Raw genomic sequence first — 22,018 nt, 5'->3', positions numbered from 1 at the left:
AATCATGATAAGTGAATTAACCCTAAAAAACTGGATACTTAGCCGTGATGAAAAAAACATCGCTTACTTAGTCATTGATTGTCCTGACCGATCAATGAATGCTTTATCAGCAGAAGTAATGGATGAACTCACTCAAATAGTAGATTATCTTGATAAGCATCAACCTGCTGGCTTGATTATTCGTTCAGGCAAAGAAAATGGTTTTATTGCAGGGGCAGATATTAATGAATTTTCTGCTTTTGAGCAAGAGCCTAAAGCAGGTGAGGTATTAATCCAACGCGGTTGGGACTTATTTAATCGCCTTGCTAAAGTCCCCTATCCAACACTAGCACTTATCCATGGCGTTTGCTTAGGCGGAGGATTAGAATTAGTCCTCGCTTGCCGTTATCGTGTTTTAGTTGATACACCTAAACCCAGCTTAGGTTTACCAGAAGTGATGTTGGGTATTTATCCTGGATGGGGCGGTGTTAAGCGCTTACCTGACATAGTAGGGGCAAAAACAGCAATAGATATGATGCTAACAGGTCGTCGTTTGGATGCTCGTAAAGCAAAATCAACCGGGTTAGTTGATTATGTAGTTGCTCCTCGTGTTGCGCTACAAACAGCACAACAAGTTGTTCTATCAGGTAAAATGCCACACCAAGCGAAAGGAATAGGCAAATTACTGAATACTTATCCTTTCAAAAAAATTCTGGCACATATGGCGCGTCAGCAGGTACAAAAAAAAGACCCTTTAGGTCACTACCCTGCTCCTCTTGCTATTCTTGATATTTGGGAAAAACATGGTGGTAATGGCTTAGAAGATTCTTCTATTATTCAACAACTACTCTTATCCCCTACTACTAAAAATCTTCTTCGTGTTTTTCATTTACAAGAACGATTGAAATCATATAGTAAAAAGGGAGATGCCAACACCATCAAACATGTTCATGTCATTGGTGCTGGTATTATGGGAGGCGGTATTGCCACATGGTGTGCCTTACAAGGCCTCAAAGTGACTATACAAGATACCAACTATAAGCACATCGCCAATGCTTTAAAGCAAGCCTCTTCACTATTTGCTCGTAAAGATAAGCATACCGCACAACAAGCACGCGACAATTTTATCCCCGATCCTCAAGGTTTAGGGATAGAAAGAGCTGATATTATTATTGAGGCTATTTTTGAAAACCTTGATGCAAAGCACGCTCTCTATCGGGAAATTGAATCACGCATCAAACCAAGTGCTATTTTAGCCACCAATACTTCTAGCCTATCCTTGGCAGATTTACGCAAACCACTTGCACACCCAGAGCGTTTTATAGGCGTTCATTTCTTTAATCCCGTTGCCAAAATGCCATTAGTTGAAGTCATTACGGCAGAAGGCATTAATAAAGATGTTATTCATCAGGCTTGCGCTTTTGTGGGGCGCATCGGAAAATTACCTTTATTAGTAAAAGACTCTCCCGGGTTCTTAGTGAATGCTGTCCTTGTACCTTATATGCTAGAAGCGATGCGTTGTGTTGATGAAGGGATTGAACCCGAAGTGATTGATACCGCTATGCTTAAATTTGGTATGCCAATGGGGCCTATAGAACTCGCTGATACCGTTGGATTAGATATTGCTATAGCAGCAGGTACACAATTATCAGGAACAAGCCAAGTACCATCATGCTTAACGCAGCTCGTTGACCAACACAAACTAGGCAAAAAAACAGGTGAAGGTTTCTATCAATGGAAAAATCGCAAAACTAGCCAGTTTAGTCAGAAAGATATTCCCGAACACCTCGCTTTACGTTTAATTACCCCCTTTATTAATCAAGCACAAGCACAGCTTGATAAGGGTATTATAGAAGATGCTGATTTAGTTGATGCAGGTATAATTTTTGGTACGGGTTTTGCGCCATTCCGAGGCGGCCCACTTAACTACCGAAAAACAATCTACCCTCAATAAATACAGCTATTTTTAGGTAGTAGCATAGTATGGATAAATAGCCTTAGTAGTAATCTACACTGTGCTACTTTTACTTTTAGAGAGTAAGAGTTCATCAAAAAATTAATCTTTAACATTACTCTACTCATATAGCTTACACAAAGCAAATAGTTTCTCACTACCCTCAAAAATCTCACCCTGTCATACTTTATTTTTATATTTTGTCATCATAATAGGACTATTACTCAGATACCCATCATCTTTTTGTGTACAGCAGATAAGATGGAAATAGCCTCTTATGTTTATAAAATACAACACTTTAGTAATAATGCTAATTACCTACACCCCCATAATACAGGAGAATAAATCATTACTTATTATAAAAATCCAAACAATGTTTTATTTTCCGTTTAAAATATTGCTTTCACAGAAGGAGAAGATGATGAGAAGATCATTTCAATTACGTACCTTATCAGCATGTATTGGATTATTCGGATGTGCGAGCTTAGCCAATGCCGCTGGTTTTAACCTTTTAGAACAAAATGCAAGCGGTCTAGGAAATGCCTATGCAGGTTCTGCTGCTATTGCTGATAATGCATCAACCATTTATTTTAACCCAGCTGGTATGAGTCAATTACCCGGGCTACAGATTTCTGCAGGGGCTAATCTTATAGGGCCTTCTTTTAAATTTAAAAATGATGGTAAATCACGAGGGGCTTATGGTATTAGTAGAGTAGGTGGCAATGGTGGCGATGCAGGTAGCTTTGCACTTGTGCCTAATCTTCATATGACTTATCAAGCAACAGATCGTATTCATGTTGGTCTTGGTATTAGCGTACCTTTTGGACTTAAAACAGAATATGACAAAGATTGGGTAGGTCGTTATCACTCTCAATCTTTTGAAATTGAAACGATTAATATTAATCCATCCCTATCATTTAAAGTATCAGATACTTTCTCTATTGGTGCGGGTTTTAATATTCAACATATCAAAGCCACTTACGAAAAAGCACAAAACACAGCACCTTTATATCAAGGGATTAGAACGAGATTAGAAGCAGGTATGCGAAATGCCATTGCTCAAGGCGATGTCGCAACACAACAAAGACTCGGTTTTGCACAACGTGCTTTACAAAATCATTGCTCACAAAACGATTGTAATTCACTTGATGCCCAAACCAAGACAAAAATCAAAAATACTGCCTATGGTTGGAATATTGGTTTCTTATATACGCCGAGTGAAGATACGCGCATTGGTTTCTCTTATCGTTCACGCATCAAGCATAAAGCCGATGGTGATACTAATGTAGAATATCCTGCACCAACAACAGGCTTATTAGCACAATTTGGTTACTCTACTTCAGCACTAGGTGCGCCTCCTCATAGTAGAGCCTATGCAACCGTATCTCTACCTGATATGGCCATCTTATCACTTTATCAACGCTTAGATCCTAAATGGGAATTATTAGCGGATGTATCATGGACAGGTTGGAGTAGTATTCCAAAATTAACGATTAAAACACCAGACTTTCCTATCCAACATTCAACGACTCTTTACTTAAAATTTAAAGATGCTTGGCGTATTGCTGTTGGTGCAAATTATCAATTAACAGATGCATGGAAACTTAAGACAGGTATTGCATGGGATCAATCACCCGTACAAAAAGCTACCTATCGTCCTGCTTCTTTACCTGATAAAGACCGTCTCTGGTTAAGTATCGGTGCTCAATACAAACCGAGTGAAAATACAACCATTGATGTTGGCTATACCTATCTTCAAATGCTAGGTAAAGCAAAAGTGAATAATGTCAATAACAGTGATCGCCTTGTATTTGGTCATCTCAGCGGTAAATATAAAGCAAATGGTCATATCTTCGGCTTACAATTATCACATCGTTTTTTCTAAATCCTACACTATAACAGTTGGATAGACTTTCTATCCAACACCCCCTTTTCTAAACTGGAGGATAATAAAAATGGATAGAATCTGGCTAAAAAACTACCCTAAAGGTATTCCTGCTGATATTGATTTAAATCAGCACCCCTCATTAGTTGATATTTTTGAGCAATGCGCTAAAAAATTTGCAGAAAATACTGCCTTTATTTCAATGGGAACAAAGCTTTCTTATAAAGAACTTGATGCGTATTCCCGTTACTTTGCTGCTTGGCTACAACAGCAAAATATTCAACCGGGAACAAGAGTAGGCTTGATGATGCCAAATATCCTCCAGTATCCTGTCTGTTTATTTGGTACATTGCGAGCAGGCTGTGTTGCTGTTAATTTTAATCCCATGTATACCGCTCATGAGGTAGCTAATCAGTTAAATGATTCTGGTGCAGAAGTTCTGATTGTCGTTGAAAACTTTGCGGCTACTGTTGAAGCTGCCCTACCTCATACCCCCCACCTTAAAAAAGTTATTGTGACTTCAATTGGTGATATGTTAGGAAGTATCAAAGGATCTATTATTGATTTTGTACTGCGGTATATTAAAAAAATGATTCCTTCTTGGCATATTCCTCATCATATTCGTATGAGTAGTGTATTTAAAGAAGGAGCAAAAGCAACCTTTACACCAATGGCACTTAACCATGATAGCCATGCTTTCTTACAATATACAGGGGGGACAACAGGTGTACCTAAAGGCGCTATTCTTACTCATGGTAATATTGTTGCTAATGTTTTACAGGCTCATGCATGGGTACAAGCCTATATAAAAGAAGGTGAAGATCTTATCGTAACAGCACTACCGCTCTACCATATTTTCGCACTGACTGCCAACTGCCTTACCTTTATGCGTTTTGGTGCAACCAATCTCTTAATTGTTAATCCTCGCGATATAAAAGGATTTATTAAAGAAATTTCCAAATATAAATTTACCGCTTTTACAGGTGTTAATACCTTATTTAATGCCCTACTTAATAATGAAGCTTTCCGTAAAATTGACTTTAGCTCATTGCGTGTTACACTAGGCGGTGGTATGGCAGTACAAAATAATACCGCAGAAAAATGGAAAGCCGTTACAGGAGTACCGTTAGTACAAGCTTATGGACTCACAGAAACTAGCCCTGCGGCAACGGTTAATCCGCTTGATTTAGAGACTTTTAATGGTTCTATTGGTTTACCGATTTCTTCTACTTATATTAAGATTGTAGATGATGATGGTAAAGCATTACCTATTAATGAGGTTGGTGAAATTCTGATTAAAGGCCCTCAGGTGATGAAAGGTTATTGGGGAAAATCTGATGAAACCACAAAAGTCTTTGATGAAGAAGGCTATTTCCGTAGCGGTGATGTTGGCTATATGGATGAAAACGGTTTTGTGTATCTTGTTGATCGCAAAAAAGATCTGATTATTGTTTCTGGTTTTAATGTTTATCCTAATGAAGTGGAAGATGTCGCCGCTTCACACCCTGGGGTATTAGAAGTTGCCGCTGTCGGTGTTGATAATGGCCCAGCTGGAGAGTTGGTCAAGTTATTTGTTGTTCGTAAAGATCCTAACCTAAGTGCTGAAGCGCTTATTGCCCATTGCCGTAAAGACTTAACCAAATACAAAGTCCCTAAACAAGTAGCTTTTGTTGATGAACTACCTAAAAATAATGTCGGCAAGATTTTAAGACGTCAATTACGGGATAAGTAATATATTCTTGTCCAATACAAGAGAAATACTTAATAGATTATCATTAATAGAATTAGGGGCTATATAGCCCCTTTTATTTAGTTTACTTAACCTTTGTTTTTTCAAAAAACTTACTGTTATTAAATTAAGCTCTCTTTTTTCTAATCTTTATCAGCATAAAAATAGTATCAAAATAAGGTACAACATTTAGGGCTAATTTACTATAGCCCCCTTTTCTACTATAACCCCACAGAAAACTACTCTTTTGTTGGATTTAACATTCTTTCTATTTGCTCTCGTTTATAGTTTGGTGCACACATTTGGATAAAATCAAAAATATAATCTCGTGCAAAAATACCTTTGCGCAGACCGATACGCGAGATATGCTTTCCAAACAAGTGCCCTACCGGAATACCAACTAAATTTGTATCACGGCGAGGGTTAAAAGCAATCCCTGCAATAATCCCTACACCAAGTTCAACATCTACATAGGTTTTAATGACATCCGCATCAATCGCCTCTAAAATAATATCAGGTTTCACACCAGCGACTGCAAAGCTAGCATCAATAGACTTCCGACCAGAGAAAGCACTATCATAAGTAATAATAGGATATTGTGCAATTTGTGCTGCAGTAATATTACGAGCTTGACTAGAGGTTAATTCAGTCAAAGGATGATCTGGTTTTACTACAACCGTATGACTCCACTCATAACATGGGAATGTAACAATACCAGAAACAAGTCCCAAGGTCTCTGTTGCCACAGCAACATCTACCTCTTCAGATAAAAGCATATTGGCTAACTGTTGTGGACTCCCTTCTGCTAAAGACACTCTTACCTTAGGAAATTTTTGCTTGAAATTGACAATAATTTCAGGTAAAAAATAACGCGCTTGAGTATGCGTACAACCAATAATAAGTTCCCCCTCATCTTGTTTCGCATATTCATCACTAACACGTTTTAAATTATCCACTTCACGGATAATGCGCTCAATCACCGCAGCTACCGTTTGTCCGGGTTTTGTTAAACCCTTAATCCGCTTTCCATGACGCTCAAATACCTGCAAGCCCAATTCATCTTCAAACTCAATAACTGCTTTTGATACCCCTGGCTGCGATGTATAAAGTGCCTGTGAAGTTTCTGTTAAATTATAATTACGTCGAATAATTTCCCTAATATACCGAAATTGTTGCAAATTCATATGATACCTCTTTATAACAATATTATTATAATAAATAAAAACATTATTTTATATTTCATTTGGTTATATAGATATAATTACTAATTCTAGACTTTTTATAGACTTTTTATAGACTTCAGAAAATACAACTGATTTAAATCCTATTGGACATAATAAGAAAATGACTATCTATTTCTTATCCCTAGTGAAATTAATCACTAAAGTAAAGTCACACCGCTTACAGCATGATTCCATCATTTAAAATACTCTTCTTTACGTTTAAATGGGGAGTATTTTTATCCTAAGAGATACCCACTTACTTTAAGTATTCATCATCATAAACAATGCTTAATAGCATTCTTCATACAAAGATAAGCTATAATACGAACCTATCTCCCCATAGTTCAATGGATAGAACAAATTCCTCCTAAGAATTAGATGCTGGTTCGATTCTGGCTGGGGAGACCATCAAATAAAAATAATAGGTAATAATTGGGAATAAATAAAGAGAATAACCAATTGATTTAAAACATATTTTTATAAAAACAAAATAAAAGGAAATTATAGGAATTAAATGGTAATAACCTAAAGCGTTGGTACAAATATTGGTAAAATCTCAATAATTAATAACGAGAGGATTTTATAAAATGAGTGCATTAACTGATTCAAAAATTAAAACGTTTAAAATAGCTAATAAAATAGAAAAGAAATCAAATAGGAGCGATTTATATTTATTGTATCTATCATCAATAAAATAGGAAAGATAATGTCTCAACAATCAGTACAAAATAAAAAAACCTCTCAACTCAATACACAAGCCGTAAAATTTGAGCTTGATGGAGAAGCAGGAAAACGTGTGGTTCTTGCCGCTGCAAGACGTGTCATCAAAATACATCAAAAAGAAATTAAAGCCTTGGCATACAAATAATTTTACTAGTTTAATCCCTTAGTATTCATCAAGAAATTCTAGAAAATGAACCCAATCAAAAGGTTTTTCTGATAGGTAAACCTAAATCAGCGATTGTTTAAATAGATCATCAAAAACCCTAAAAAACTAATAATATTTCTTTCTGATACTATAACTATCCTTTATGCAATAACTATTGCATAAACCCATGCATTTCCTAATGAGAATAAATGTCAAGACTAGGACTATTTTCTTACCTAACCACCAAGCTATTAAATTATATTAGTCACACTTAAATAAAGGTCAGGCAAACACCTTCACAGATAATTTCTACTGGGTATAAAGAGTATGCATACACCCTATAATCAATAGGGCAATATATTAAAATGCTTATCTAACTTACTATAAGCCTTTTCAACAAATTCAACTTTAGTAGCGTGGCGAAAATCAAGCAAACGATCAATTTGTGGAAGATGCACATCTAAACGTCTAGCCATCTCTGCTTTTTTTACCCCTTGAGCAACCATCTCATTTAGTAAAAAAACTTTCATTGACTGTAAAATAGATAGCGATACAAGATATTGTCCTGATTTTACCTTACTAGGTAGAGGAATAGAACGACGATCATCAAAGTAAAATTCAAGTGCAGTTTGTAAACCCTCTTCTGCCTCTAATAGTGCTTCTTCTATATCATCACCCACACTTGCCATCTCTGGAATATCAGGGCAAGTAACCAGATAAGAGCCATTAGTATCTTGAATAACATCAACAGGATATTGTAACATTGCGTACTCCTAGAAGGGACAGCCCCCCAAAGAGGCTGTCTTTACTTCACTTTATGCCTAAGTCTTTTTTGATTTTATTCTCTAAAAATTTACCCATCTCTTTGCTACCATGATAAGGGAAAACTGTTTGTTTACCATTTAACGTTACCTTACGGTGACTACCACGTTTGTGGGTTTCAACAGTACATCCTAGAGAAATCAAATATCTTAGGTATTCACTGTATTTCATAAGTAGGCCTCCTTATTAGATACAGCGGTTCTATTATAACAACAAAATTGTTATAACACAACATTTTTGTTGTGTTTGTATGTATAAATTATCACTAGATAGTTTTCTACTATTTACTTTCAAATACCCAACTAATAACTCTTAAAATAGGACTATTTGAAAAGACTAAAAAGTAATTAAGATCAAAATAAGCCATCAATAAAGTGATTAATACTAAAATACTATATCTCTCTCTAATGATTGAAAAGGAATATTTATGTTTTATCCAGCACGTTTTGAGCCAGCCGAATTTAAAGCATTATAATTTTGTAAGTAATAAATTATAGTTACTCACTAAAGAGCCTTCTTTACTCACTTCTATTTCAATTTATAAAATTAAACACAAAAATATTAAGAAAAATAAAAAGACTTTCTCTTATTCTCAAAAGGATATAAAATTTAATACAAAAGAAAGGGTAATTTTATCCTATTTATCAATAGCTTAAAATAGGTAGGAAGTTTATAAAACCTCCGAAAGAGTCTCTTATTCTCTGCTTTATTTCACATCAAATGTTCTATGAAATATCTCTCTAAAAAATCGTTTATCTCACTAATGGTGGCTTTATGTTGTGTTGCTTGTAACCCTCTTTCTGATTTAGAAGCACAAAAAGAGGCTTTGCTTTCTCAATTAAAACAATGTCCTCCTTCTGAAACGCAGAATAATACCACAGAAGCAGAAAAACTAAATGATTGCCAAAAAGAACTCACTCATCAACTTCAAAATATTGATCAAGAAATTTATAAGGCTAAATTTGGGGGTAATTACTCAGAACTTAAGCCTTATACTAACGGATACTGGCTGGCCATAAAAAAACCTTTTTTTGCCATACAAAGGGATAAAATTGGTATATTAGACCCCAACGGGAAAGAAATCATTGAGCCTAAATACCTTGATTTTGCACAGATACAAACCAAAAAACCTCTCATTCCTTACGCTGATTATTACTATAACAGCTTCTACCTTAATATACCTAATATACCTAATATACCTAATCCACTTATTGATCATTATAGTTACCTATTCCCTGTTATCTATTTACAAGATGCTAATGGGAAATGGGGTGGTATCCATCTCGAAACAGGTCAAGAAGTTATTCCATTTAAATATAAGCTACCTCATTTACGAGAGGATTATATTTTGCTCATTGAAGAAGATGAGCAAGGTAATGAGATTTCTGAAATTTTAGTCAATCAACAAGGTAAAACTATTTTTAAACCTAGCTTATATGGAAAAGATTTTTACGATATTTTAGATGAACACTATATTGCGGTCTATCAAGACAATAAATCTATCCTATTAAAAGATCAAAAAGAAATCATTGTACTGGATGACAAAGTATACTTTTCTATCCGTGATAAATTTATTCTTGTGGAAAGTCGTGAAACATTACACAAAAAGATTTATTCATTAGATGGGCATTTATTGTTTGAAGCAGATAATAGCTATATTAGCATCTTATCTCCAAACTCAGATCTTATTTATATCGAGTCTTTTGTAGGGAGAGGGAAAAATAAATTAATTGATACCTCAGGAAAAATACTTTTCTCCGATATCTATAATGTAAGTAAAATTACTGATTCTCTATTTTCACTGGAAAACCACAACCGTAAAGAAGCCATTATAGATCTAAAAGGTAATCTACTAACTGATTTTACATATGATGGACTCAGTAGTTTAGATGAAAAGCATAATCTCTTCAAATTCTTTCTTAATGGTAAAAAAGGGGTTATGGATACAAGTTTGGATATTATTTTTCCCGCTATTTATGATGATATTGCGATAAGAGATAACAAATTATTTGTGTCCCAATATGAATATAATAAAACAACAGTATTCACCTTAGATGGAAGACCTTTTACTAAGATTCCTCATAACTATATTTATCAACAAGGGAACTTTATCATAGTAGGTAGAGATAAAAAAGAAGCCTTACTTTCTTCTGAAGGTAAAGCATTAACCCCCTTTGAATATGATAAAGCAAGTATTCATATATTTACACTAAGGAATAAAGAAGAGAATACCGTAAATCATCCATATCACACAGGAGATTTAGCCTTTGCTCAAATACAAGGTAAATATGGGGTAATTGATTCAATAGGCAATATCATTATCCCCTTTGAGTATGAACATTTACGCTACCTAACCGATAATTTATTTGCCTTTAAACTTAATGGTAAATTCGGTATATTTGACATCAATAAACATATTATTTTTGATGCTGTTTATGATGATATTAAGTATAGTTATTATAATCCTCACTTGTTCTTTGTTAAACAAAATAATCAATCAGGAGTGATCGATATAAAGGGAAATATCATTATTCCCCTTATTTATGAGGAATTAAGGGAGTATCAGCAATATCTTTTCCTTAAAAAAGAAGGTAAATGGGGATTATTTGACCTTAACCGACATCAATTTATGACTGATATTAAATATGATACAGAATTTGTGGTTAATATCGTATTAAGTCACGGTCTCTTTTCAACAAAATGGCATAATGAGCTTATTTTCATAACGACAGAAGGAAAATATCCGGCAAGTTATTTACAAAAGTTAGAGGATAATAAAACACTATTTGGTGTTGAATTATTACCTAAGATAACTATTTCTGATACCCCTACATCAGAAGGAAAAACAGAGTTTGAGCAATTTGAAACCTTACTCAAGCAATTTAAAAATCATTTACTTGATTTTGAAAATATCGCCGATCAAGATTTAGAAAAGTTTATACAAAAGGTTCATCTTTCTCTTGAAAACAAAAAGGAAGAAGCTCAAGCAATCTTAACGCATTCGTTTAAAGATTCAGAAATGGCTTATTTAGCCAATTTATATTTGAATGCGACTTATTTGGATATTCAATTTTTAAATAAATTAAAAGAAGAATTGACATCTGACGTTGAAGGAATATCAATGGATCTCTATATACACTTATTATTAGACTACCTAAATCCTAAAAATATTGCTATGGCTGAGATGAAAGACGTTAAGGAAAAACTACAACATAAATATAAATAGAGATTTAATCATACCTTTCTAAAATAACGTTTTTTCCCTCATTAACCCACTCTTATGAGTGGGTCTTTTCATCTAATACCTTAAAAGCACTACCCCTCTATAGCTACTTCTACAGGTGTCGCCCCTAGTAAATCGACAATAACGTTAGGATTAAGTCGTAAAATATACCCTCTTCTCCCCCCATTAATATAAATATTTTCATAATCCAAAATAGTTCTCTCTATCCAAACAGGCATTTTCTTACGCGTACCAAAAGGCGAAGTTCCCCCAATTTGATAACCTGAATGTTTAGGTGCTTGCATAGGATCAACCATTTGGATTTTTTTTGTTTTAAGCTGACGGGCAAGATTTTTAGTGGATACCTCACGATCACCATGCATCAGTATAATATGAGGTTTTCCCATCTCATCTTCAACAATTAATGTTTTGATAATCTGATGCTCATCAACCCCTAACTGCTTAGCCGTTTCAGCCGTTCCCCCATGTTCAATATATTCACAAATATATTCATCATAAAGAACCCCATGTTTTTTTAAAAACTGCGTTGCAGGCGTTTCAGAAATATGTTTTGATTTACTCATAAATACCTACCCACCTAAAAATACTAATCAATTATTTTAAAATAATTTTTTAAAAGCACAGAGAAATAATAATTAACCAAGCGAGTTTTGCAAGTATCTCGAGCAACTACGACTTAATATTATTTATCGTGCTTTCAAAATAACTGCTAACTAATTTAGCCTCAATATATCGTTATTTAAAATAACCTTTTATAAGCAAACCTTTTTATAAAAAGCACGGAGAAATAATAATTAACCAAGCGAGTTTTGCGAGCAGAGCGAGCAACTGTTCGAGCGACTTAATATTATTTGTAGTGCTTTTAATAAACGCTAATTAATTTAGCCTCAATATATCGTTATTTAAAATAACCTTTTATAAGCAAACCTTTTTATAAAAAGCACGGAGAAATAATAATTAACCAAGCGAGTTTTGCGAGCAGAGCGAGCAACTGTTCGAGCGACTTAATATTATTTGTAGTGCTTTTAATAAACGCTAATTAATTTAGCCTCAATATATCGTTATTTAAAATAACCACTACGCTCTTGGATGATGCTTTTGATGTAACTGCTTTAATCGCTCTCGAGCAACATGCGTATAAATTTGCGTAGTAGAAATATCCGCATGGCCTAATAGCATCTGCACAACTCTTAAATCAGCACCATGGTTAAGTAAATGCGTTGCAAAAGCGTGCCTCAATACATGGGGGGATAAAGGAATCTTAATACTTGTCTGCAAAGCATATTTTTTAATAATCTGCCAAAAAGCCTGTCTTGTCATACCCGTTCCAAAGCGAGATAAAAATAAATCATCATTCACCTGGTGTCCCAATAGTTCAGGACGTGCTTTTTGCATATATTCTCTTAAATAATATTCTGCCGTTTCTCCAATAGGAACAATACGATCCTTCCCTCCCTTACCCATTATCACACGGATAACCCCCTCATCAAGATTCAGATGTAATGTTTTTAAGGTGACTAACTCCGTCACTCGAAGACCAGTCGCATATAAAGTTTCTAACATGGCTCGATCCCTCAAACCAGCAGCACTCTCCAAGTCAGGTGCTTCTAATAATTCATCCACCTGCGTTTCACTAATGGTTTTGGGAAAACGCATTCCTTGCTTTGAAGAATGTAAAGAAAGTGTCGGATCTTCCGTAAAATAACCCATTCGTAAAGCCCAAATAGCAAATCGTTTTAAACTCGCTAACCGTCTATTCGCCGTACTGGGTTTTACCTCAGCTCCCATCGCAATAAACCATTGTTGTGCTTTATTGGCATCTAATTGGATTAACCCAATAGGAGGTTTTTGTATATGTAAATAATCTACTAAGGCTTCTAAATCTTGACGATAAGCACTTAGTGTATTTTTAGATAAGCCATCTTCTAGCCATAAAGCATCTAAAAAAGCATCAATATATTCTTGATCCATACAGTCTAATAAAAAATACAATAACCTATTGTATCGCTTTATGATTCGATATAGCTCTCACTATTGATATATTCCTCATTTATCACTTATTTTTATTATGTATTTTTAAAATTGATATTAATAACTACTTATCAAGTTTAGTGATTTAAAAATACTTAATATTTAAACTAGTTTTATATAAAATGATATGACTATTGTTTAAACATCCATAAAAATCTTTAATGATGACATAAGTTTTAGGGAAAGTAAGAAACTACTGAGTAACTACAAAGCATTCGACAAGACTTGTAATAACAACTTATAAAGTGATTTAAAAATACCTTATACTTAAACTATTTTTTTAAAAACTATATTCCTAAAAAGCACAGCAAAATAGCACATAACGACAACAACCAAGCCACTTATCACTATTTGCTATGCTTTTATGAAATCAATCAATTTATTTAAAAGTACCTAAGTTATTTTTAAATACTAAAATTCATACCGTAAACCAATATTAATATTCCTACCCGGTGCAGTAAAACGATCTGCATTTGCTGCATTAATCGCTAATGGAATACTCGCCGTTGGTCGTCCTTGATCTTGTGTTGCTTTAGAAATCAAGGCTAAATAAGAAATATCATTCCAGTTCCAGTATTTTTTATCAAATACATTATTCACATTAGCGGTAATCGTAAGATTTTTAATTGGTTTCCAATACATACCTACATCAAAAATAGAATAACGACGGGTTGGGTTATAAAGATAAGCTGAAGATTGTTCAATATCCTTATCGGCTTTGGCTTGAGAATACGTCCATTGTACATTAGCACCAAATTCTTCCCCTTCATAGCTAAAGCCTAAGCGAGTTTTGAGCGGTTGGATACTATTAATCGGTGTTTTTACGCCATTATTCTTAGCTCTACCTCGCGCATAAGCAAACCCTGCATTAGTATGGAAATTACCGTAGAAATTCCACTTCATATCCGCTGTTATACCATACACCTTAGCACTATCAAGATTATCATATTGGATAAAGGATGCATAACCTTGTGTTGGTTTAGCTACCCAGTCAATAAAGTGATGATAACGGTTATAGTAACCTGTTACTAAATACCGTAAACCTGCTTTTTCACCCTTAATACCAAGCTCAAAATTATCCGCTGTTTCTGACTTTAATTTAGCATTACCCACAACAGCAACATTAACCGTTTGCGGTCGTCCAGTCATAGGATTAAAAAAACTCACACTTTCAAAAAAGTAAGACGTTAGTTGCTGGGGAGAAGGCGTACGAACACCGCGAGAGTATTGAATGTAGGGGATAAACTCTGGCAATGCTCGATATTCAAAACTAATTTTAGGTGTAAACTTTGTTTCTGATTGCTTAGCATATTGAAATTGTGCAATGTCACTCACCGCATTTTTAGGTTTCATACGATAGTGAACAAAACCAATTTGTGGGGTAACAACAAATTTACCAAAAGACAACTCATCTTCAAAATATACCGTCAATTTATCTTGTGAAGTATCTGCTGTAGGATGACCGTTAAAATACGCACGCCCCAAACCAGCTAAACGTGGATGACGATAAGCAGGACGCTCATATATTAAGTGATTGCTAGATTTTGCATGACTATAAGTAAAACCATAACGTAATACTTGAGGAACCGCCCCATCAATAAACGTCATAAAATCACTATTAATACCATAAACCTTATGTGTTGTATCTGTCATCTCACGGCGATAATTACGCAAACCCTGACGGAAACGATAATTATCAAATGTGGCATCTTGATAATACACTTGCGTTTTAGCATACTGTAACCAACCATGCTCATTACTATATTCATGACTTAAAGAAAAGCGAGTCCTATCCACTTTATCCGATGAATGGCCATATTGCTGTACACCTGTACCACTATCAATATTGGTCATATCAAGGCTCAATAAATTTGTATCTGTTTTTTTACGTTGATATTCAAAAGCGGCACCAATCCGATGATGAGGATTCATTTGATAATAGTGCTTAGTCAATACATAATAACTTCGCGTATCCGCAGGATTAGGCTCGGTTCGTAATGCACCACGACTACCGTTAGTCCCTTTATTTTTAGTTTCATGACCATCACGTATCGTTGTCATTAACATGCCTTGATAATCACCTACTTTAATTGCTCCCCCTACCGTACCATACACAGAACGATCAACACTGTTATAACCCGTACCAATAAAGCCACCTGTCTGTTGTCCCTTTAATAAATCCTCTGGTTCTAAGGTAACAAAATTCACACTTCCCGATAGGCTATTGGCAGAACCTGCATATTGTACATCCGCACTACGCAAACCTGTCACTTCTATATAATCATCACGCCCAAACTCACTACCATAAGAAATAAAGTGCTTACTCTCTTGTGTTTCTGGTAGGGGAATACCATCAATCGTTGAAGTAATGCGGTTCCCTTGTAAACCACGAATATTTACACCCTCTCCGCCAGAACGTGTATTTTGTAATTGACTACCATAAACGTCCATTTTATTCGCAAAAAGATCCCTAACATCTTTTACCTGACGTAAAAAGATACTCTGACGATCTACCCTTGTATTGACTAAAGTATCACTTTTCTCCACCTCAGTTACATAAATCGTTTCAAGCTGATCTTGCTGAGCAAAAGCATTTGTACTTAATGCTAACGCTATAAAAGCCGCTACTTTTTGCATTGATAAAACTCCCTTTAAATAATATTATTAAATGATAATAATTCTCATTATATTAAATTTTAAATGCAAAATGGCACTTTTCTATTTTTTACATAGAATGACAAAATGGTTGCACATCAAATAGCCAATAAGTAATCTCCTATCATGATTATCCCTCCTCTGCATTTTGGATTTTTTTATAAATAGCAATATAAATTGCTAAACCAAATGAACCGCATACAAAAATCACGATAGCCGTTGCGTAAAAAATATCACCGATACCGACTAATGGAGAAACAATACCTCCTAGAAAGAAGGGAGCAAAACCCAATAAAGCAGAGGCACTACCCGCATATTGACGCTCGCTTTCCATCGCCAAAGAAGAAATAGCAGGAAAAGTTAATCCCATTAATAGCAACATCATAAAAAAGCCAATTTCTACAAAGAGCCAATAAGGTTGAGTGATTAAGACAGCTATCGTATAAAGTGCTGCCACACAAAAACCAAGTACCCCTATCGCTAAGGCTTTGCGATTCGTCATTCTTCCCCCCATATTAGCCCCTAGGACTAATGCTGCCCCATTCGCACCAAAGCAAAGACTAAACGCAAAAGCACTTAACCCATAAAACGTCTGCAAAATAAAAGGAGAGGCCGCAATATAGGCAAACATTGCACCCAGTAAAAAGCTCTCAATCCCCACATAGCTCATAAATAAGCGATTTTTAATAATAATACTAAATGTTTTAAAAGACGATAAAACAGAACCTTGTAAACGGTTTTCTTCTTTTAAACTTTCTTGTAGTCGGAAACAAAATAACAGAACAACAACCCCTATCAAGGTTAAGAAAACAAATATCCCTTTCCAGCTAATATACGCTAATAACAAACTCCCTAAAATAGGTGAGATAATCGGTGCAAGACCGTTAATTGTCATTAATAATCCAAAAAAACGGGTCATCTCTCGCCCACGATACAGGTCTGTTGCGATTGCTCGAGAAATAACCACACTCCCTGCGGAAGATAACCCTTGGACAATACGCCACACAATCATACTTTCAATTGTATGTGAAAATATAATCAATACCGTACTGAGGATATAAATAAGTAAGGAAATTATTAATGGTTTTTTACGACCAAACTTATCACTAATCGGGCCAAAAAAGAGCTGACCAACGGCTAAGCCAATCATAGCCGTTGTCAGTGTCAGCTGTGTCATTGAAACAGAAGTAGCAAAAAATAGGGTTAATTCAGGTAAAGCAGGTAAATATAAGTCAACAACAAAGGGACCAAATGCCGATAATACCCCAAGTAATAAGACTAAAAAGAGTTTAGAATTAACGTTATTCATTGTATTTTTAACTATTTTGCAGATAATGATTTAATAGAACTTATTATTAACAATTAGGCTGATTGGTTTAATTGCTTAAATCCCCTATAGGCAATATACCCAAAGAAAATACCAAATAAAAAATCCCCTATACCGTAGGTACGAAAGAATATATCTATATACAGTTGTGATGCAGGTAAACTCTCTAGCTTCTCTGCTTGTGTAAGTAACCAATAAATCCATGCTCCAGCATATACCATTTTTTCGATACAGAATACAGCAATCAATTTAGGCACAGTAAAATACTGATGAGAAACAGATAAATAAGCAAGCCCCCATAAAATAATCCCTATTTGTCCCATAATAGAAAAGACTATTGGATCAAGCTCTGCTAGCGTTTGATTTGTAAAAAACTGGGTAAACCCTAAAATACCTATCAGATTATAGATACCCGCAAGATAAAATCCATAACGGATTGGACTGTTTGAATTTGTCATCATTATGCCCAAAATAGTCAATAATAAAAATCTTGTGGCGTATTATAACGAGAAAAATACTAACACTTCGCTTAGTTAAAATACCGTAAACATTACATAACATCTTCTTTTCATATTACGGATGAATGTAAAGAAATATTTACGTTTACGGGAAAAAACTTAACTGCTGTATCTTGGCATGATCTTCTCGAATATAGCGAAAAATCAGCGTTCCCTCATAATTTTTGCGTTTACCTACCTCAACAGTTAAATGCCATGTTGGGATAGCGGCTTGATGCTCAAGTTGCTGAATAAAAGAAATTAAACGCCCTTGTTGTCGTAACTCATAAATATATTTTTCTTGAGCTGTCCATAAAACACCCTCTGTCGGCCCCTCTTTGGTAGCATCAAATGAAAAACCAGCATATCGAATAGCATAGCCATTTTTAATTTTGTCATAGGAAGGCACAAGGACTTCTGCTTGTAATAACTGCTCAAGTGCTTGTTTAGAGGGTCGAATACTTGGTGTTTTAGAATTACCTGCACGCAATAATAATAGCTCATCACAGATAGTCATAATATCTTGAGGATTGACTAATGATAAAAACTTCGACAAAGACGACCATGTTTTATCACTATCTGCTGATTTTGCATAATCACGCAAGAGTTTTAGTTGCTCGGTATTCATGCCAAATTCACTACACTATTTTTATTCATACGAAATATGGACACTATTCTACGCTTGACGAGGGGCTTTGACACGCATTTTTAGCCAAAATGCAAATACGACAGCTAAAAATACTAAACCATTAACAGATAAAATCCCCATCCAAAAATCAACCTTACCAGCACTAATCCACCCCCTCATCATATTAAGTAAATTCATATAAAGTAAGCCTACTAAACCTGCAATAATCACATTACCCGATCTACCCATACGTGGATTAACAGATCCCAATGGAATCGCTAATAAGGCGAGATTTAAAACCGCAATAGGTAAAGAAAACCGCCACATTAATTGCGAATCACTTCGACTATTATTATCGGCAAGTAACGCCATCAACGGTCTTGCTTTCATTTCATTAAGTGCTTTCTCTCTAATTTCATCTTCAGAAACGGCATTGCTATTCTCAACCCTTAATGTAATATCATCAAATGAAGATACACGAAGCTCTGGTGAATTAGGCACTAAATCATAACGACTTCCTGCACCTAAATTAATAAATCGTTCCCCTTTTTCATTGGTTGAAAAATTAGCATGAGCAGCATTAATCACACTAATCCCCCCTTCTTTACCCAGTTCTCGCACAAAGATTCTACCCATTTCATGATCAGGGTTAGTAGAGGGTTCAATAAAAAACACCCTATTTCCCCCAACAGTTTCAATAAATTGTCCTGTCGCTACTTTAGAAAGGTCAGAGCGTTGTGCGTAACGCTGTCGATATTCTGCCACTTGTTGATATGCCCATGGAGAACTAATGATCGTTAAAACAGCAATCAATACTGAAGTTGGAATCACCACTCGTAAAACAGGATTTATCCAATTTAATAAAGACACCCCACTTGAAAACCAAACAAACATCTCTTGCTCACGATAATTGCGTGAAACAGTTGTTAGAATCGCAATAAAGACTGAAACAATTAAAATAATCGGTAATGCGGTAATACTTGAAAAGGTAGAAATGGCTATCACCACATCAGCACCAATTGTACCAGCAGCTGCTTGACCTAATAATCTCACTAATAACACACTAAGCCAAACAATGATAAGTGTAGAAAAAACGACACCGGCATGACTTAAAATTTCAGCAACAATTGAGCGTTTGAATAGCGACATAACAAAACTTAGGTAATAATATAGTTATACAACAACTAGGTGATTAAAATGCAATTTACAATACAAACAAACCGTTCAATCGAACAATTAAAAACCCCTGCACTTTTTGTAGGTGTCTTTGAAGATGGCTTATTAGGCAGCATTGCAACACAGCTTGATTCTAAGGCAAATATTAAAAAAATCCTAAAAAAAGAGTTTAAGGCAAAACTAGGTAGTACACTCGTATTACGCCATATTGATGGCATTGCTGCCGAACGTCTTGTTTTGGTAGGCCTTGGAAACAAAGAGAATTATAACCCGAATACATTACTAACGGCTCATTCTACAATCACAGAATATTTAAAACAAAGTAGTTTAAGCGAAGGCATTAGTACACTTTTAGAAGAAACAGCCTCAATCAGTACACTTGATGCCGCCCGTTTTGCAGCTCGTGCTATCGTACTGGCTACGTATCAATATACAACCACACTCAGTAAAGCACCCGAACCTTTTGCACTCAAAAAACTTAGCTTTACACTACCTAAAGCACAAGAAAAAGAAGCAAAAATTGGTTTAGCACAAGGTCAAGCCCTCGGTAATGGAATGAACTTAACTCGAGAACTCGGTAATTTACCTGCCAATATCTGCACACCAGCTTATCTTGGAGAGCAGGCAAAATCTTTAGCAAAAACCTTTCCAACAATTAAAACAGATGTTTTAGCAAGAAAACAAATTGAAGCCCTAAAAATGGGGGCATTCTTATCCGTTGCCGCTGGTTCTGATCAAGACCCCCGTTTTATTATTATGCACTATCGCCCTGCTACCAAAAAATCCACATCACAAAAACCTATTGTCCTAGTCGGTAAAGGTGTTACCTTTGATACCGGTGGCATTTCGCTTAAACCAGGTCTCAATATGGATGAGATGAAGTTTGATATGTGTGGTGCCGCTTCTGTATTTGGTACGATGCGTGCTATCGCTGAAATTGGCATTAATCGTGAAGTGATTGCACTTATCCCAGCCACTGAAAATATGCCAAGTGGTCATGCAACAAAACCCGGTGATGTCGTTACCAGTATGTCAGGTCAAACCATCGAAATTCTCAATACAGATGCCGAAGGTCGCCTTATTTTATGCGATGCCCTCACCTATGCAGAACGCTATCATCCAAAATTAGTGATTGATATTGCTACACTAACAGGGGCTATTATTGTTTCATTGGGAAATATTAATACAGGGCTTTTCAGTAATGATGATGACCTAGCCCAAGCCTTACTACAAGCAGGTAAAAATACCCGTGATACCGCTTGGTTAATGCCACTTGAAGAGGCTTATCAAGAACGTTTACAAAGTAACTTTGCCGATATAGCCAATATTGGTGGGCCTGGTGCTGGTTCGATTACCGCCGCTTGCTTCTTATCACGTTTCACCAAAAACTATCGTTGGGCTCACCTTGATATTGCAGGAACTGCATGGTTATCGGGAACACAAAAGGGAGCGACTGGTCGTCCAGTACCACTTTTAGTTGATTTTTTATTAACACAATGAGTACCATCTTAATTGCTCATGGGGTAGAACACCGCATTCAACAAGCCTGCCAAACAGCTTATAAGTATTTTTTGGCAGGTCGCCCCCTATTTGTCTATTGTTCAGATGAAAAACGCCTATCTGGCTTTAGTAAAGCACTTTGGGCAGTTGAGAAGACTGCCTTTGTTCCCCATCCTATGTATGCAAGTGAAAGCATACCAACATGGATTATGCTTTGCACACATCTTTCAGAAAAAATAGAGCATCCTCTTGCTACCCCCTCAAATCCAACATGGTTAATGAATCTTGATATAGAATGCCCACCCTATTATCAACAATTTACACGCATTCTTGAAATTGTTTCTAATCATGAGGAAGATAAAAAGTATGCAAGAGAACGAATGATACACTATAAGACAGAGGGTAATGAGCTGGTTTATCATGCTTTAAATACATAAATTTCTTATTTCACCCTTTTTCGACTATTGTTTTTTTTCGTACTCTTGCTATACTTAGCAATA

At 35.5% G+C, this 22,018-nt stretch carries 17 protein-coding genes and 1 tRNA gene; 8 read left to right on the top strand and 10 right to left on the bottom strand.

Annotation, left to right across the window (positions count from 1 at the left end; all coding sequences use genetic code 11):
- Nucleotides 1-4: 4 nt before the first annotated feature.
- From F9B76_RS09700 to F9B76_RS09690, 3 genes are all read left to right on the top strand, one after another.
- Nucleotides 5-1,933 carry a 3-hydroxyacyl-CoA dehydrogenase NAD-binding domain-containing protein gene (locus F9B76_RS09700; protein WP_159991926.1) on the top strand — a complete coding sequence of 643 codons (1,929 nt, stop codon included), beginning with the start codon at nt 5-7 and terminating at the stop codon, nt 1,931-1,933.
- Nucleotides 1,934-2,351: 418 nt separating this feature from the next.
- A complete protein-coding gene (locus F9B76_RS09695) occupies nt 2,352-3,818 on the top strand; it encodes an OmpP1/FadL family transporter (protein WP_243140641.1) in 1,467 nt (488 codons plus the stop codon).
- A gap of 70 nt (nt 3,819-3,888) precedes the next feature.
- Nucleotides 3,889-5,550 carry an AMP-binding protein gene (locus F9B76_RS09690; protein WP_159991925.1) on the top strand — a complete coding sequence of 554 codons (1,662 nt, stop codon included), beginning with the start codon at nt 3,889-3,891 and terminating at the stop codon, nt 5,548-5,550.
- Nucleotides 5,551-5,786: 236 nt separating this feature from the next.
- Here the strand turns inward: F9B76_RS09690 and F9B76_RS09685 are convergent, their stop codons facing one another.
- Complete coding sequence (locus F9B76_RS09685; protein WP_159991924.1) at nt 5,787-6,731, bottom strand: CysB family HTH-type transcriptional regulator; 945 nt, start codon at nt 6,729-6,731, stop codon at nt 5,787-5,789.
- 372 nt (nt 6,732-7,103) lie between these two features.
- Here F9B76_RS09685 and F9B76_RS09680 point away from each other — a divergent pair.
- Nucleotides 7,104-7,178: transfer RNA gene (locus F9B76_RS09680), tRNA-Arg, on the top strand.
- Between the two features lie 298 nt (nt 7,179-7,476).
- A complete protein-coding gene (locus F9B76_RS10285) occupies nt 7,477-7,638 on the top strand; it encodes a hypothetical protein (RefSeq protein ID WP_201289306.1) in 162 nt (53 codons plus the stop codon).
- Nucleotides 7,639-7,982: 344 nt separating this feature from the next.
- Here F9B76_RS10285 and F9B76_RS09675 read toward each other — a convergent pair whose 3' ends face one another.
- Nucleotides 7,983-8,402, bottom strand: coding sequence for a type II toxin-antitoxin system HicB family antitoxin (locus tag F9B76_RS09675; RefSeq protein WP_159991923.1), 420 nt, complete (start codon nt 8,400-8,402; stop codon nt 7,983-7,985).
- 46 nt (nt 8,403-8,448) lie between these two features.
- Nucleotides 8,449-8,631 carry a type II toxin-antitoxin system HicA family toxin gene (locus F9B76_RS09670; protein ID WP_159991922.1) on the bottom strand — a complete coding sequence of 61 codons (183 nt, stop codon included), beginning with the start codon at nt 8,629-8,631 and terminating at the stop codon, nt 8,449-8,451.
- A 556-nt stretch (nt 8,632-9,187) separates the two neighbouring features.
- Here F9B76_RS09670 and F9B76_RS09665 point away from each other — a divergent pair.
- Complete coding sequence (locus F9B76_RS09665; RefSeq protein ID WP_159991921.1) at nt 9,188-11,686, top strand: WG repeat-containing protein; 2,499 nt, start codon at nt 9,188-9,190, stop codon at nt 11,684-11,686.
- Between the two features lie 89 nt (nt 11,687-11,775).
- Here the strand turns inward: F9B76_RS09665 and F9B76_RS09660 are convergent, their stop codons facing one another.
- The 7 genes from F9B76_RS09660 to lptF all read right to left on the bottom strand — a co-directional run bounded on the left by F9B76_RS09660 (nt 11,776) and on the right by lptF (nt 19,991).
- Entirely contained in the window at nt 11,776-12,267 is a 492-nt protein-coding gene (locus F9B76_RS09660) for an aminoacyl-tRNA deacylase (RefSeq protein WP_159991920.1), read from the bottom strand.
- 514 nt (nt 12,268-12,781) lie between these two features.
- On the bottom strand, nt 12,782-13,675 hold the full coding sequence (xerD, locus tag F9B76_RS09655) for a site-specific tyrosine recombinase XerD (protein WP_159991919.1): 894 nt from the start codon (nt 13,673-13,675) through the stop codon (nt 12,782-12,784).
- A gap of 471 nt (nt 13,676-14,146) precedes the next feature.
- Nucleotides 14,147-16,372, bottom strand: coding sequence for a TonB-dependent receptor domain-containing protein (locus tag F9B76_RS09650; protein WP_159991918.1), 2,226 nt, complete (start codon nt 16,370-16,372; stop codon nt 14,147-14,149).
- A 148-nt stretch (nt 16,373-16,520) separates the two neighbouring features.
- Nucleotides 16,521-17,699: a multidrug effflux MFS transporter gene (locus tag F9B76_RS09645; protein WP_159991917.1), complete on the bottom strand. Its 1,179-nt coding sequence runs from the start codon at nt 17,697-17,699 to the stop codon at nt 16,521-16,523.
- 53 nt (nt 17,700-17,752) lie between these two features.
- Nucleotides 17,753-18,178 carry a hypothetical protein gene (locus F9B76_RS09640; RefSeq protein ID WP_201289305.1) on the bottom strand — a complete coding sequence of 142 codons (426 nt, stop codon included), beginning with the start codon at nt 18,176-18,178 and terminating at the stop codon, nt 17,753-17,755.
- A gap of 142 nt (nt 18,179-18,320) precedes the next feature.
- A complete protein-coding gene (locus F9B76_RS09635; protein ID WP_159991916.1) occupies nt 18,321-18,842 on the bottom strand; it encodes a hypothetical protein in 522 nt (173 codons plus the stop codon).
- Nucleotides 18,843-18,890: 48 nt separating this feature from the next.
- Nucleotides 18,891-19,991 (bottom strand): LPS export ABC transporter permease LptF, encoded by a 1,101-nt coding sequence (lptF, locus tag F9B76_RS09630; RefSeq protein WP_159991915.1) that lies wholly within the window; start codon nt 19,989-19,991, stop codon nt 18,891-18,893.
- A 48-nt stretch (nt 19,992-20,039) separates the two neighbouring features.
- Here lptF and F9B76_RS09625 point away from each other — a divergent pair, with 48 nt between their 5' ends.
- Together F9B76_RS09625 and F9B76_RS09620 are read left to right on the top strand one after the other, a co-directional pair.
- Complete coding sequence (locus tag F9B76_RS09625; RefSeq protein WP_159991914.1) at nt 20,040-21,518, top strand: leucyl aminopeptidase; 1,479 nt, start codon at nt 20,040-20,042, stop codon at nt 21,516-21,518.
- Nucleotides 21,515-21,955, top strand: a complete 441-nt coding sequence (locus F9B76_RS09620; RefSeq protein ID WP_159991913.1) for a DNA polymerase III subunit chi — start codon at nt 21,515-21,517, stop codon at nt 21,953-21,955. Before F9B76_RS09625 ends, F9B76_RS09620 begins: the two co-directional genes overlap by 4 nt.
- The last annotated feature ends 63 nt before the right edge of the window (nt 21,956-22,018 follow it).

The organism is Pelistega ratti, from assembly GCF_009833965.1.
Taxonomy (GTDB): Bacteria; Pseudomonadota; Gammaproteobacteria; order Burkholderiales; family Burkholderiaceae_B; genus Taylorella; species Taylorella ratti.
Note: the sequence above shows the minus strand (reverse complement) of the source record. Positions and strands in the feature narration are given on the sequence as shown.